The sequence below is a fragment of the Dysgonomonas mossii DSM 22836 genome, from assembly GCF_000213575.1.
Taxonomy (GTDB): domain Bacteria; phylum Bacteroidota; class Bacteroidia; order Bacteroidales; family Dysgonomonadaceae; genus Dysgonomonas; species Dysgonomonas mossii.
Window position 1 is genome coordinate 653,337 of sequence record NZ_GL892006.1, and the last position, 15,424, is coordinate 668,760.

A 15,424-nucleotide genomic window follows, 5' to 3' on the forward strand; every position below is an offset into this window, starting at 1 on the left:
TAAGCTAAAAGATATCGATCCCCATCAATGTTCCTGTAATAATGCCTGCTACACCCAAACCTACCAATAACACTCCTATGATCTTATTAAAGATCTGAAGTCCTCTCGGATTGAATCGGGAACGCAATTTATTAACAAAGTAAGTGACTAGTAACCACCACAACATAGCTCCAATACCGATAAAAGATATGGTAAGAAGATCGTAGCCGAAAGGCTTATCTGCATCGATCACATTGAAGCGAGCAAACAGAGCTATATAAAGAAATAATGTAGCGATATTGGAAACGGTGAGTCCCAGCGAAGATGCAAAAACCTTCCAGAAAGACATGGCATTTTCTTTTAGTTTTGTAAGGCTTTTCGACGGGTTTTTATTGAAAACCACATACCCGAAAGCAATAAGAACAATACTACCCACAATCTTAAGAGGACCTTCGTGTTGTTGAATAAATTCGGTACTGAACCCTAGACCTAAAGCTGCAATAATAGCAAGCAATGCTATCAGCATATCACCCACAGCGGCTCCGAGTCCGGTTATCAATCCTTGCTTCTTTCCTTCGTTCAGAGTACGCTGAATACACAGCATGCCAACAGGTCCCATAGGAGCAGAAGACAAAAAACCAATAAATAATCCTTTTATAATGATATATACCATTAACTATATATTAGTGGAACACCCTGTCTGTCAACAGGGAAAAAACTATAAGGTTTCATTTTTTATAGTTAAGAGTCCCTCTCAGCTTCACAAAGATAGTATCAAAATCTTAGAATATGATACAAATGGGATAAAACCAAGTTTGAGATTAAGTATTTTTAATCTAATCGGATCATCATCGGCAGTTTAAAAATATCTATTTATATTTTCTTTTATCTTGTTAAATAAAAAATTTGAAAGTGGAGAATAAAAAGGAAATTTGAAAAAAATGCGTCTCAAGAATGACGTAAGATTCTTGAGACACATTCAATTTTATATAGAACTTATCTTAAGACCAATAAAGAATGTACGAGGCAATGATGGTCCGTAAATATACTCAGAATCCCTGTTAGGGCCTTTGTCGTAATCTTTCTGTATCTGATTGAACATATTCTGTATTCCGCCATTAATCTCCACCTTATTGGTAGCATTCAGGTTGAAGAAATAAGACAGCTTCACGGTCATATCCACAAAGCTGCGTGTTTTTACAGTCACATCTTTTTCAACACCTTCTGCACCGGCAAAGTGCGGAGCCAACATAGAGCCGGTATACACCCCCGACAAAGAAACGGCATAGCTTCTCTTAGGTGTAGCGGTTGCCGAAAAGAATCCATACGTATCAGGCGATCGGAGCATCTTCTTAACAGGTTCTACATACAACTCTGACGACCAGCTTACAGGCTCTGTATAGCGGCTTCTCTGCCAAGTAAATCCACCTTGCAGCTCAAGCCAATCAATAGGCTGTATTGTTGTTTCCAGGTTTAACCCATATACGTATGCACCATCACCATTCTTGCGGGTCATTATAATATTACCCATAGCATCGGTTCCTGTTTCTTCTACTATAAATACTCGGTTTATCTTATTATAAAATCCTTCGACAAGAAAGTAAGAGTAGAACTTATTATTAAACAAAGTATAATCAAATCCTCCGTTGATAGCATTCGAATATTCACGCTTCAGATTTTCTCCCAGCACGGTGATCGTAGCCTTTCCTCCGATAACAGGGACATCCAGATCAGATGCAATTATTTCGGGAGCTCTATACCCCATAGAATACGCCGCACGTAAATTTACCTTCTCCCCTACTTTGTATCTTATACTCGAACGAGGGATGATATTTACATTGTTCAGTTTATTATGTTTATCACCTCTTATTCCTACAATGAAAGTCAGCTTATCGTCACGCCATTCATTCTGTGCATAGAGGCTGCTTACATTCAGAATTTGCTTTATGTTCCGGCTATGAATCGTATCATGAAGGTTTGTATACTCTTGTGTAAAACCTACAGTAAACTTAGCAGGCATAAACAGCAGTTTATCGGTGTTCACCTCGTAGCGGACAGTACCTGTGGCTGCCAATTCGGATGTATTACCGTAGCCATTCAGATCACGACCACCACCATAATAACTATCTCTGCCTGTTTTTTGTATAGAGCCATTCACCATCAGCTTACGTTTGTTATCGTCACTCGAATGTATATAACCTACACTCCCTGCGTGTATACTATAATCTGTAGTCTCGGCTATCTCGGCTTCATGGGGTGGGCGGTTGAGGTTATCCCCTCCCCTTCTGTACTCGGATATATAGTGATATTCGAGCGTGAGCTTATCATTTAAAGTAGGCTTTGTAAAACTGCGGAAGCCAATAGATGTCGCCTTATTTTTCCCAATTTCGGAGAAACCATCACCGTTGGCATCCCAAGCATTACGATGGCGCATATTAGCAAATAATGAAATACCCGAAGTCTTCGTTCTGTCTACAAATGAAGAATTGAGAGATAAAATATTATCCGCCGATTTTCCATCTATTAAGGACATATTATATTTTGCCTGATAAGAATTTTTCTCCGGCTCTTTTGTTATCACATTAATAACTCCGCCAATTGCATTTGCGCCATATAGAACAGAACCGCCACCTCTGATTACTTCTACCTGCTCTATCATATTGGTCGGCATCTGTTCTAATCCATACATTTTAGATAAGGAGGTAAATACAGCTTGTCCGTCAATCAGCATTTGCGAGTACTGCCCCTCCAAGCCATTGATGCGGACTTCTTGTGTACCGCAATTCTGACAATTGGTCTCTACACGCAAGCCCGGCATATAATTCAAGCCTTGCGAAAGCGATACAGAGTTGGTAGCCTCAAATGTTTTTGTTGTAAGCTCATTTACCACCACAGGCGAAATCTTCCGATTGAGAGCCCTCAAAGATGCTGTTACTGCAACTTCGCCGAGCTGCTGGTTTTCGGGTTCTATATACATGGTCACATTTCGGGTAACGCCGTGTCCTATAGTCACCTCTTGCCTTATGGGAGCATATCCTATATACTGCGTTACCAGAATATATGTCCCTGCGGGCATTCTGTCGATAGAGAAATGCCCTGTTTCGTCTGTTACGGCAACATGGTTGGTCTTGTCGATATAAACAGTTACACCCGGAAGATGCTCTTCGGTTTGTCCATCAAGCACATGCCCTTTGATGGATGAAGTTTTCGATTGCGCTATAGAACTTATAGCATATAGTATATAGAATGATAAAAGTATAATCTTTTTCATATTGATTAAATATATAATAATGGTACAATAACAATCGGGTAATGCACCATTTTGTATGATGTACTAGCAATACAAATTTCGTTCAAGAAGTTTGCATTGCACTTTTTGGGAATAAGTTAAATGAATAGAGACTGAAGCATAAACACTTCAATCACAGGGAGGAAAACAATTCCTCAAAATTTGACATAATTAGTCTCAGGATAGAAACGAAGGGGGTGCTCTATAATTGGTAGAATACAAAACAGGTGGAATTATATCCTTTAATATTACCTGCTTGTATGTAAAGATTATCTCGGGAATATATATATCACCGATATGGGAAGATACAGCCTCGAAAGAGGCGAGATTAGATACCTGATTGAAAGTAAAGAAACCGGCCGAGGTATGATGGTGGGTTTCGAACGGCAGTTGCCTATTATCGTCGCCATCTTTTGCCAGCTTCTTATATGGATGTGAGTGCACATAAACCACTCCATTATACACGTGGCTATGTACAAAATAAGATACACAGCCCAGATATCCTATATACAATAGGAATAATACTCTGGCTGTGTATCTTATTTTATTTCTCGACACTATATCTTTTTAGCTAATCATTTCGAGCTGCTATTATAGTTACTGAATATAAGCCCCATCTTCATATTGTTAACATCTGTTCTGAATATAGCTGATGCCGGAGACATTAAGTTATAAACATTTGTATAGATAGTAACACTAGAGCCTGAAGAGGTTGTAGACGATTGGGTCTTAGCCGAAACAGGTATAACCAAATATTTAAGATCAGGAATATTGTCTTTTCCTTTATAATAATCCATATAGTGGTTAATCAGGTTAGCTATATTATTCACAGTAGATCCTTTCATATTTCCATAGACGAAATTATAAATATTAGTCGACGACCGCTCCATCACAAAGCTGGTTTTGGCATCGGGTCTATTCTTATTTCTATCCGAAAAGAAATTAGTCAAAGAATCTTTATTTATAAACAAAAGAGTTGATGGCCTTCCCAAATTGGTTTTTTCTTCCTCCTCGGTGAATCCTTTAATCTTAAAGTTAGCAGCGTTCAATTTATTATTTTTCTTACCCGTCTCTTCGGCTTTTTTCATTATTTCAGCCAAAGGTATTGTCAATTCGGTACATACTCCCGCCGGGCTTTTCATGTATGTACGTGTATCATTATTCGTAAACAAGTAGTCCGGGTTTTTGTTCTGAATGTGGTTCAACTGTATCACTTCGGGTGTAAAAGCCATTCTAAAGATCCCTACTCGAACAGAGTCTTCGGTATCTGCTATATTTCTGCCATTATATTTAAGATATACCTTAAATATTGTAGTACTCGCACTAATCATTGTTCCCGAACCAAAGGTAGATGTGAGATACATACCTTTAAAGAATTTGCGGAAAGAATCAGAATTTTTGAATGTCGCGCCTTTAGAGTTCACCCATTCATCATAAAACTCTTGCCCCATATCCTTTTTGAGACGAAGGGAGTATGTTCTTTGACCGCTATTGTTCGGAGCAGAGATTACTGTAAATATACCTTGTCCTAGAGGTTGCGTCATATCACAATATTTCTTCGGATCTATATTCGTAAAGAAATTAGCGGTAAGAGGCTGTGTTGCTCTGTATGCAGCGATACCAAACGGAGCGATACTATCACCTAAATACTGATCAGAAATCACTTCAAGGAAAGTAGAATCGATAGAAAGTGTTTTTGGTGGAAACTCCGTATTCTCAGGACAATATAGTTCTGATAAGTAATCAGACTTAATGTTCCCGAATACAGGATCTACATAATTTCCTAATAACCCTGTTTGAGATTTGGCATATACCGAATCTTCGAGCGATACAGTTCTTGCTGTTATCGCAACAGTATCAACATATACAAATATATCGTCTCCTTCGGGCAGTATAGAATTTCCTATCTTGTTCAAATCGTCATCACAAGAAATAAAAACAACCATCAGGATTGTAATTATCAGACTCAGTAAAGCTTTACTCTTCATTCAAAATTAAGGGTTAAATTAAATTGGTTTCAAATATCCAAAAAAATGCTGTTCTCATGAAATAAAACAGCATTTTTCTATTTTTATTTTAGATACTTTAAAGATTCTCGTAAAAATTATTGATTGCATCAACAGAATTCTCCAAATCTCCCTGATAAGGAAGGAAGTTTTTAGCTGATTTACTTGCGAAATCGAGTACATCTTTATTAATCAAATCTTCACTTTGTATTACTCCGTCTGCATTTTTGATTGCAAATTTAGCCAGAGTTTCGAAATCAACAACGCCTTTTAGGTCTGCGATTTCCTTATCTTTTATTCCGTCAAACTTTAATTTATCGATAAATTTATTGCTGAACGGCTTCTTAAAGTCATCATTATAGAGAGAGTAAACAACCTTCGAATTTTTGAAACAAGGGTCGTCAGCATACGCAGTCTTAATATAAAGACCTGTAAGAGCCGTCATCCAACCATGACAATCGATCACATCAGGTATCCAGCGGAGTTTTTTTATTGTTTCCAATACACCCCTCACATAGAATATGCTTCGTTCGTCATTGTCGTCAAACTCTACACCATTATCGTCTGCCACAGTGTATTTACGCTTAAAATAATCATCATTATCTATAAAGTAGATCTGCATGCGGGCAGCTTGTATCGATGCCACTTTTATTATCAGAGGATGGTCTGTATCATCTATTATAAGATTCATTCCCGATAGGCGTATTACTTCGTGCAACTGATTACGCCGTTCGTTTATACTGCCGAACTTCGGCATAAACGTTCTTATTTCCTGTCCTTTTTCTTGTATTGCTTGAGGTAAGTATCTACAATTAGTTGCTATTGGTGAATCCGGCAAGTAAGGAGTGATCTCCTGCGTGATGTATAAAATCTTTTTAGTACCCATTTAATTATAATCCTCTTCTGTTTCTTGAATTGAAAGTACAAAGATAATAAAAAAAAATCTTGTTTTTTGCAAATTTTACAAGACAAAATCCTGCAACCCTTTAATTTAAGGTCTTTCTTCCTTGTTTTGGTGAAGATTTATTCGTTAAAATTGAAACAAAAAAGCCTGATTGTTTCGTCGTTACACAAATATTTAGTTGCTTTGTATCCGCTTTTGATTTTTGAAAAAGATGAGATTATTAAATACTGTAAAAGAGGTACAAGATGTTGTTGCACCATTGCGCCTGAAAGACAAAAAAATAGGATTCGTACCCACCATGGGTGCACTGCATAACGGTCATATTTCTCTTGTAAAACAATGTATCGCAGACAATGACATCTCTATTGTCAGCGTATTTGTAAACCCGACACAGTTTAACAACAAAGAAGATCTTGTAAAATATCCGCGCAACCTGGAACAAGATTGCCTATTTCTGGAAAAAGCAGGCGTAGATTTCGTCTTTGCCCCTTCCGAAAAAGAAATATACCCCGAGCCGGATACAAGAGAGTTCGATTTTGGACAGATTGACAAAGTGATGGAAGGCGTGCATCGCCCGGGACACTTCAACGGTGTAGCACAAGTGGTGAGCCGTTTGTTTGACATTGTAAAACCTGACAAGGCTTATTTTGGAGAAAAAGATTTCCAACAATTGGCAGTAATCAGGGCTATGGTCAAGCAACTGGAGTTGCCGGTACAGATTGTACCAATGCCGATAGTACGGGAACCCAGCGGACTGGCACTAAGCAGTCGGAACGAAAGACTGAACGCAGCTCAAAAACAGGTGGCTGTAAATATATCTAAAACCTTATTCGAAAGTAAGGAATGGATGCAATCCCAGACCGTAAAAGAGGTGATAGACAAAGTAACCAATCAGCTCAATTCACAAGAAGAGCTTAATGTGGAATACTACGAAATAGTAGACGGCGATTCTTTACAGTCGGTAAACAACTGGCAAGAATCTGATTATATAGTAGGATGCATCGCAGTATTTTGTGGCGATGTACGTTTGATAGATAATATTGTATACAAAGCGAAAGCTTAATTATAAAGATAAAAAATGATCATAGAAGTTGTAAAATCGAAGTTACATCGTGTTACTGTAACCGAAGCCAACTTGAATTATATCGGAAGTATCACGATAGATGAAGATTTGATGGACGCGGCAAACCTGATAGAAGGCGAAAAAGTCCAGATCGTCAATAATAACAATGGCGAACGCCTCGAAACATACGTCATCAGAGGCGAACGTGGATCGGGTGCAATTTGCCTGAATGGAGCTGCCGCCCGTAAAGTACAACCGGGAGACATTGTTATTATAATGTCTTATGCCCAAATGGAGTTTGAAGAAGCTAAGTCTTTCAAGCCATGGGTTGTATTTCCTGACACTAAGACTAACAAGATTATCAAATAAGACCTATTTTTAGGAATTTATATTAACTCTGCTATTGGCAAATAGCAAACAGCTAAACTTATGCATTCATATACATATAAAGATATATGGAAGATAAGTATTCCTATCATGCTAGGATTGCTTGCCCAAAATATCATACAACTAACAGGCACTTTTTTCCTCGGACATGTTGTCAATCCCGACCACCCCGGTTTGGCGGGTATATATCAAAGTGCTTCAGGGCTTGCAGGAATATATTATGTAGCCATTTTTACCATTTGCTTCGGGTTCAGTATCGGTGGGCAGATTATGATCAGCCGCCGCAATGGCGAAAAAAATTACGATAAGATAGGTACGATCGTGATACAGGGGCTTATGTTTTTACAGGTATTTGCCCTTATTCTGTTTTTCATGTCACAGCTGCTAATCGATCAGGTGCTGTCTACATTCCTCAAATCGCCGGATGTATTTGACGCTATCGACAGATACCTGTCTATACGCATCTATGGTTTCTTCTTTGCAGCATTCAACGTAATGTTCCGTGCATTCTATGTCGGAATCGCCCGCACGAAGGTATTGACATTCAATGCTATCACAATGGCTGTTGTAAATATTATAGCCGACTATGCCCTGATATTCGGTAACTTCGGTTGCCCCGAGATGGGAATTGAAGGTGCTGCCATCGCTGCGGTATTGTCGGAGATAGCCTCTGTGCTATTCTTCACCATATATACATTTGCAACCGTCGACTTCAAGAAATATGGCTTTGCAAAGATGAAATTCAAGCTATCGATTATCAGAAGCATCCTGAATATATCATCCTTTACGATGGTGCAGTATTTTATCTCCATGTCCACATGGTTTATCTTCTTTGTTGCCATAGAGCAACACTCCGAAGATGCACTCAAAATAACGAACCTCGTCCGAAGTTTCTATATGGTTTATTTCATTCCGATGAATGCATTAGCAACCACTGCCAACACACTGGTGGGAAATACGATGGGGACAGGAAATATAAAAGGGGTTATTCCCCTTGTAAAGAAAATATGCTTATTGAATCTGGGAATAATCGTTTTCATGATGGGAATAACATTTATTTCTCCCGAGTTTTGGATATCAATTATAGCTCCTATCGATCAGAAAACACTTATCGCAGAAACGGTGATGCCTCTCATCGTATTACTTTTCTCGTTACCGATATCAGCGTTAAGCATTGTAGTATTCAACTCCATCTCAGGGACAGGAAACACCAAAGCTGCCCTTATCTTGGAAATGATAACAATGGTAATATACATTGTGGCTATGTGCTGGATAGTAATATATAAAGAAATGTCTGTCGCATGGTGTTGGACTGTAGAATACTGCTATTGGGGACCTCTATTGATATTCTCAGTCATATATCTCACACGTGCCCGATGGCAAAATAAGGTGGTATAAAAACAGCTCTGGCGAAACGTATAATCCGAAAACCCTCGTTACATTTTCAGATAAAAATCTTTCAGTAGAGCCGTAAAGCCATCCGAATATACATGTCTTGCTTTTTCTACAATCAAGTCATTTTCGATTGGTGCGGTTTCCTCTTTCGAGAGCTCTATCAAAATGCGTTTTGGTGCAGAATCAGGGGTAGAAAACACATTGGTTATACGTGACACTGACAGCTTATATTGTTCTGCAAGCTTTATAAGCTCCGTTTTATAATCAAAAGGATAGATAAAAGACATCCGCCCTCTTTGAGACAAAAGTGAAGCAGACAAACCAATCAAATCTTCGACAGGCAAACTATCGGTATGCCGAGCCAAAGAACGTTCTTTGTTTGGTGACTTTAAGGATTGCACAAAAAAAGGAGGGTTGGAAACAATCACATTATATCGTTTCTCGGCTTTTGAGGAAAACTCTTGCAACGAAGCATTCCAAGAATTGATACGATTACCAAATGGAGAATTTTCAATATTATCCTTTGCCTGACTTACAGCATCGCTATCAATGTCTATTGCATCTATTATAGTTTTTTCGTTGCGCTGAGCCATCATCAACGAAATGAGCCCCGTACCTGTACCTACATCCAGAATATTATCACCCGAAACATTTACCCATGCACCAAGCAAAACACCGTCTGTACCCACCTTCATGGCACAACGATCGTGATAGACTGTAAATTTTTTGAACCTGAAATAAGGATTCGGCATATTTATTCGAGTAACATTTTTATAGTAAAATCAATGTACAATTTATTATTATAGTTATTGTACTATCCCTCATTCAAAAAATCTATAACCATTTATGGCATAAATTTTGTTATATATGTAAACAAAGTTAGTTATTATTCCATATTTTTACCTGCTTCTTGTAAATAAGGGGCATAAAAACAAAAACAAGGATTATAAGTATGTTTAGTAAAAAGAAAGATTTTCTCAGTCTCGAAGAAAACACTGGACCGGTTATATCGATCATAGCTAATGACTTCGATGATGGAGATTGCTATATAAATGAAAACGACCTGAAAGAAGAAATCGCAATTCTGCCGTTAAGAAACACGATTATTTTTCCGGGGACCAGTATGCCGATATCTGTTGCACGAAAGAAATCGTTGAAGTTGATAAAAAGTGTAGGCCGTCTGAAAGGAAAATACGTGGGACTTGTCTGCCAAAAAGACGCAGACAATGAAGAACCCGAAATAAACGACCTGTATTCAATAGGTGTTATCGGCGAAATCATACGTGTAATCGAGCTTCCGGACGATGAAAACGTGACTGTCATCTTTCAGGGAAAAAAACGCTTTCGCCTGACAGAACTGACACAAACCGAACCGTTCCTTAAAGGAAGATACGAAATTAAGGAAAGTGTTCCTGTTCTCAAGACAGACACAGAATACAAAGCACTGTTAGATTCTATTCGCGACCAGATGATACTCATGCTGCGTATGTATGGCGAACCACCAAAGGAATTCATACAGCGAATAAAGTCGGATAGTGTATCTTCGGTATTGGTGAATTACTGTTGTGCAAATCTGCCTGTTTCGGGATCGGAGAAGCAAGCTCTGTTGGAAATAGACGACGAAAAAGAACGTGCTTACCGTCTGTTGGTGATCCTCAATCGTGAAACACAGATGATGGAGATGAAGCTCAACATACAAATGAAAACACGTGAAGAGCTCAACCAACAACAAAAAGAATATTTCCTTCAACAGCAGATAAAAACAATTCAGGACGAGTTGGGCGGAAGCCCTCAACAAGCCGACCTCGAAGAGTTTAAACAGAGGGCAGCAAAGAAGAAGTGGGGTAAAGATGTAGCCGCTATTTTCGAAAAAGAAATAACAAAGCTTGAACGCCTGCACCCGCAGTCGCCTGACTACTCTACTCAATATACATATATAGAAACCATACTCGACTTGCCTTGGGGTGAGTACACGAAAGACAATTTCAATCTGAAAAATGCTCAGAAGGTACTCGATCAAGATCATTTTGGTTTGGAAAAAGTAAAAGAGCGTATCATTGAGCATCTTGCCGTACTGAAACTGAAAGGTGACCTCAAATCGCCTATCATTTGTCTTTATGGCCCTCCGGGAGTAGGGAAAACATCCTTAGGCAAATCTGTTGCAAAAGCGCTCAATCGCAACTATGTGAGAGTGTCCTTGGGCGGATTGCACGACGAGTCGGAAATACGAGGACATCGACGTACATATATTGGAGCCATGCCGGGACGTATTATCCAAAATATACTGAAAGCAGGTTCTTCAAATCCTGTATTTGTGCTGGATGAAATCGATAAAATAGGAAGTGACTTTAAAGGTGATCCATCTTCTGCACTATTAGAAGTACTTGATCCTGAACAGAATTCAACATTCCATGACAATTACCTGAATATCGATTACGATTTATCGAAAGTAATGTTCCTTGCTACTGCAAACAACCTATCGACAATCTCTCAGCCATTGCTCGACCGTATGGAACTGATAGACGTGAGCGGGTACATTATAGAAGAGAAAATAGAAATAGCTCGCCGTCACCTGATACCTAAACAATTGGAAAATCACGGACTGACAAAAGATACTATCGATATTCCGAAAAAGACAATAGAAAAAATTGTAGAAAACTATACCCGCGAATCGGGAGTACGCGAACTGGACAAGAAGATTGCCAAAATCATGCGTAAACTGGCTCGCAAGGTAGCTTCTGATGATGAATACAAGAAAGTGATCGACCCGGATGATTTGCAAGAGTATCTGGGAGCAGTAGAATATACCCGTGATCAATATCAGGGCAACGAATATGCAGGAGTCGTTACAGGCTTGGCTTGGACTTCGGTAGGTGGAGAAATTCTGTTTATAGAAACATCGCTGAACAAAGGAAAGGGTAGCAAACTGACTCTTACTGGAAACCTGGGGGATGTAATGAAAGAATCGGCAATACTTGCACTCCAATATCTACAGTCGCACGGACAGCAATTGCTCGGTATCGACGAAAAGGTATTCGACAACTGGAATGTACATGTCCACGTTCCCGAAGGGGCTATTCCGAAAGATGGTCCGTCGGCAGGTATAACAATGGTTACATCGCTGGCTTCGGCTTTCACACAACGCAAGGTTAGACCAAATCTGGCAATGACCGGAGAGATAACCCTGCGTGGAAAAGTTCTACCTGTGGGTGGTATTCGTGAGAAAATACTGGCTGCAAAACGTGCCGGAATAAAAGAGATTATCCTTTGTAAAGAAAACAAAAAGAATATAGACGAAATCAAACCTCTATATCTCAAAGGATTGACTTTCCACTATGTAGACGACATAAAGGAGGTTCTCGATATAGCCTTGCTAAAAGAGAAGGTGAAACACCCTTTAGACTTAACGGTAAAAGAAGAAAAAGAGAACAAAGGGAACTAATAGGTAAAGAAATTTCTGAATACACAAAGAGGCTGTCTAATTTTTGGATAGCCTCTTTGCATAACCCACTACCCTCTTACTTATTTCTTGGTAATTGTTTATGGGGCTGCTTTATAGAATCTGATAATTTTCTTACATTTGTATCACTTATGGCAAAAAATCAACGTTTAGGCGAGAGCTTCTCTATAATCAACAGATATGCTATGTTTTATGGTCTGTTGCTCGGATTATTCTGGGTTATCAGATACATATTTCTTATTATAGCAGGCATAGGTGTATCAGACAGGTTTGCATTCATCTTTTATCTGCTCAATATTGTCACACTGCTGGTAGTGTATATTTTCTATTACAGGTTTAAGACTTCCGACCCCGACAATCCGCAAAGCGCATGGCATTGCATCGCCTTTACGGTATTGATGTGCTTTTATGCCTCTTTTCTCGAAGGCGTAATCATGTTTGCTCACTATCAGTTTATCGACCCGGCATTCTTTAGCCGCATGATAGAGCCGGTGATGAAAAGCATAGAAGTTGCCCCTATAATAAAAGTACCTGAGGCCGACTACGAACGGGCAAAGGATATCATGAGAGTAATATTTTCCAACAAACTGACATATATTGTAATGGAATTTGTAAAGAACATATTCTTAGGATTTTTCCTTAGCTTTGTTCTCAACTTTGTAGTCAAAATAAAAAAGAATAACTAAGGCATCTATGGATATATCTGTTGTTATACCTTTATATAATGAAGAAGAATCGCTAAGCGAGCTCCATGCGTGGATAAAAAGGGTTATGAATGAGAACGGCTTCTCGTATGAGATCTTTTTTGTTGACGATGGCAGCAAAGACCGTTCGTGGGAAATAATCACTGATTTGAAAAAATCGGACGAAAATGTAAAAGCAATTCGATTCAGACGCAACTATGGCAAATCTCCTGCCCTGCATTGCGCCTTCGGACGTACTGCCGGCGATGTTGTGATCACGATGGATGCCGACTTGCAAGACAGTCCGGACGAAATACCGGAACTCTACAAGATGATAAAGGAAGACAAGTATGATCTTGTCTCGGGATGGAAAAAGAAACGTTACGATCCACTATCGAAAACATTGCCTACAAAGCTATTCAATGCCACAGCCAGAAAAGTTTCAGGAGTGAAGCTCCATGACTTCAACTGCGGGCTGAAAGCCTATCGCAAAGATGTGGTGAAAAGCATAGAGATATATAACGATATGCACCGTTATATACCATACCTTGCAAAAATAGCAGGGTTTACAAAAATTACAGAAAAAGAAGTACACCATCAAGCCCGTAAATATGGCAAAAGCAAATTTGCCGGATTCAGCCGCTTTGTAAACGGTTATCTCGATTTGCTAACCCTTTGGTTTTTATCGGTATTTGGACGAAAACCAATGCACTTTTTTGGACTGTGGGGGACTGTCATGTTCTTTATAGGATTCATTGCTGCTGTTATTTTAGGTTGCAGCAAATTGTATGCTATGAGCAAAGGAATAGCACACCCGTTGGTGACTAGTTCGCCGTATTTTTTCATTGCCCTGACAATGATGATACTGGGAACTCAACTTTTTCTTGCAGGATTTCTGGGAGAGATTATCTCACGCAGTTCGAGCGAAAGGAACAATTATAAAGTAGAAGAAGAATTATAAGTAAGTCTGAATATCAGCCTATAGCTGTATCCTTTTCATTCCATTAAGAACAAAAGGTATCAGTTAAGACTACTACATAAAGCTAATGCGACTAAAAAATCTTATCGAAAACCGCTATTCGGTTAGGGCTTACATGCCTCAACCTGTAGAAGCGGAAAAAGTGAATTACATTCTTGATTGTGCACGCCTAGCACCGTCAGCTTGTAACTACCAGCCTTGGGTATTTTATGTTGTTACCGACGAGGATGCAATAGAAAAAATACAGGAATCGTACAACAGAGAGTGGTTCAAATCGGCACCTATGCATATAATCGTTTGCAAGGATTCTGAGCAATCGTGGAAAAGAAAAAGCACTGACAACAAAGACTTTGGTGATGTTGATGCAGCCATTGCTGCCGAGCATATATGCCTTGCTGCAGCCGAAACAGGCTTAGGAACGTGTTGGGTTTGCAACTTCGATCCCCACATTCTGCGTAAGGCTCTCGATATACCGGCTCATCTGGAAGCCATAGCTATATTCCCTCTCGGATATATTGACGAAGAAAAAAGCATTTGCCCAAACAAAAACCGCAAGGAACTGAACGAGATTACCAAATGGATATGATCCAAATTATTATATTAGCTATAGGTCTGTCGATGGACAGCCTCGTTATAGCGCTTACCAGTGGGGCTATAATAAAAAATCACGATACGATCAACATCTTGAAAATAGCCGGTATGCTGGCGTTCATGCAAATGAGCCTCACTGTTTTTGGATGGTTTATAGGCTCTACATTTGCTGAATATATCGACGAGTACGATCATTGGCTGGCATTTATCATTCTCTTTTTCTTAGGCACAAGAGTAATATACTCGAGTATCAAAAACGAAGGAGAAAGCAAGCCATTCAATCCGCTTAATTTCAAAACCATGTTTAGTCTGGGCGTTGCAACCAGTATCGATGCCACAGCCGTAGGGCTATCCATGTCGCTGATCAATATAAACATATTCCTTCCGGCAATAGTTATCGGTGTGGTTACAATGCTTGTAGCTTCGTTTGGTGTGATATCGGGAAGCAAAGTCGGGCAACGGTACAATCTTAGAATAAATATCATAGGAGGCATTATCCTCATCATTATCGGATGCAGTATACTTATGCAGCATACAGTTTTTCATCACGAAGGCTGGGCTACATCTGATATTGTTTACAATGCTAAAGTCTTGTTAAATAAATAAAACTATTACATCTAAAGGCTTATATACGTGTTATCTTTAGTAATGCAAATATTATATTTGCTTTGGTTATAATTTATAAAAC

14 protein-coding genes are annotated in these 15,424 nt (G+C 39.1%); 8 read left to right on the forward strand and 6 right to left on the reverse strand.

The features are described from left to right. Nucleotides 1-4: 4 nt before the first annotated feature. The 5 genes from HMPREF9456_RS09675 to HMPREF9456_RS09695 all read right to left on the reverse strand — a co-directional run bounded on the left by HMPREF9456_RS09675 (nt 5) and on the right by HMPREF9456_RS09695 (nt 6,160). Entirely contained in the window at nt 5-652 is a 648-nt protein-coding gene (locus tag HMPREF9456_RS09675; protein WP_006843332.1) for a LysE family translocator, read from the reverse strand. 312 nt (nt 653-964) lie between these two features. Next, nucleotides 965-3,250, reverse strand: a complete 2,286-nt coding sequence (locus HMPREF9456_RS09680; protein ID WP_006843333.1) for a TonB-dependent receptor — start codon at nt 3,248-3,250, stop codon at nt 965-967. A 195-nt stretch (nt 3,251-3,445) separates the two neighbouring features. Beyond that, nucleotides 3,446-3,826: a hypothetical protein gene (locus HMPREF9456_RS09685; protein WP_006843334.1), complete on the reverse strand. Its 381-nt coding sequence runs from the start codon at nt 3,824-3,826 to the stop codon at nt 3,446-3,448. Nucleotides 3,827-3,843: 17 nt separating this feature from the next. Beyond that, a complete protein-coding gene (locus HMPREF9456_RS09690; protein WP_006843335.1) occupies nt 3,844-5,256 on the reverse strand; it encodes a DUF4270 domain-containing protein in 1,413 nt (470 codons plus the stop codon). 97 nt (nt 5,257-5,353) lie between these two features. Next, a complete protein-coding gene (locus HMPREF9456_RS09695; RefSeq protein ID WP_006843336.1) occupies nt 5,354-6,160 on the reverse strand; it encodes a glycogen/starch synthase in 807 nt (268 codons plus the stop codon). Between the two features lie 229 nt (nt 6,161-6,389). On the opposite strand from HMPREF9456_RS09695, the gene panC reads away from it, so the two are divergent. The 3 genes from panC to HMPREF9456_RS09710 are packed head-to-tail and all read left to right on the forward strand — an operon-like array spanning nt 6,390 to nt 9,026. After that, entirely contained in the window at nt 6,390-7,241 is an 852-nt protein-coding gene (gene panC / locus HMPREF9456_RS09700; RefSeq protein ID WP_006843337.1) for a pantoate--beta-alanine ligase, read from the forward strand. A 15-nt stretch (nt 7,242-7,256) separates the two neighbouring features. After that, the gene (gene panD / locus HMPREF9456_RS09705; protein ID WP_006843338.1) at nt 7,257-7,610 is read left to right on the forward strand and encodes an aspartate 1-decarboxylase; all 354 of its coding nucleotides are present in this window, start codon (nt 7,257-7,259) and stop codon (nt 7,608-7,610) included. A 60-nt stretch (nt 7,611-7,670) separates the two neighbouring features. Next, nucleotides 7,671-9,026 carry an MATE family efflux transporter gene (locus HMPREF9456_RS09710; protein WP_006843339.1) on the forward strand — a complete coding sequence of 452 codons (1,356 nt, stop codon included), beginning with the start codon at nt 7,671-7,673 and terminating at the stop codon, nt 9,024-9,026. A gap of 38 nt (nt 9,027-9,064) precedes the next feature. Here HMPREF9456_RS09710 and HMPREF9456_RS09715 read toward each other — a convergent pair whose 3' ends face one another. Continuing rightward, nucleotides 9,065-9,775, reverse strand: coding sequence for a tRNA1(Val) (adenine(37)-N6)-methyltransferase (locus HMPREF9456_RS09715; RefSeq protein WP_006843340.1), 711 nt, complete (start codon nt 9,773-9,775; stop codon nt 9,065-9,067). A 200-nt stretch (nt 9,776-9,975) separates the two neighbouring features. On the opposite strand from HMPREF9456_RS09715, the gene lon reads away from it, so the two are divergent. From lon to HMPREF9456_RS09740, 5 genes are all read left to right on the forward strand, one after another. Then, on the forward strand, nt 9,976-12,465 hold the full coding sequence (gene lon, locus HMPREF9456_RS09720) for an endopeptidase La (protein WP_006843341.1): 2,490 nt from the start codon (nt 9,976-9,978) through the stop codon (nt 12,463-12,465). Between the two features lie 149 nt (nt 12,466-12,614). Further along, entirely contained in the window at nt 12,615-13,169 is a 555-nt protein-coding gene (locus tag HMPREF9456_RS09725) for a DUF4199 domain-containing protein (RefSeq protein ID WP_006843342.1), read from the forward strand. 7 nt (nt 13,170-13,176) lie between these two features. Further along, nucleotides 13,177-14,127 (forward strand): glycosyltransferase family 2 protein, encoded by a 951-nt coding sequence (locus tag HMPREF9456_RS09730; protein WP_006843343.1) that lies wholly within the window; start codon nt 13,177-13,179, stop codon nt 14,125-14,127. 85 nt (nt 14,128-14,212) lie between these two features. After that, nucleotides 14,213-14,731: a nitroreductase family protein gene (locus HMPREF9456_RS09735; RefSeq protein ID WP_006843344.1), complete on the forward strand. Its 519-nt coding sequence runs from the start codon at nt 14,213-14,215 to the stop codon at nt 14,729-14,731. Then, entirely contained in the window at nt 14,728-15,342 is a 615-nt protein-coding gene (locus HMPREF9456_RS09740; RefSeq protein WP_147591735.1) for a manganese efflux pump MntP, read from the forward strand. The genes HMPREF9456_RS09735 and HMPREF9456_RS09740 overlap by 4 nt, the downstream gene beginning before the upstream one ends. The last annotated feature ends 82 nt before the right edge of the window (nt 15,343-15,424 follow it).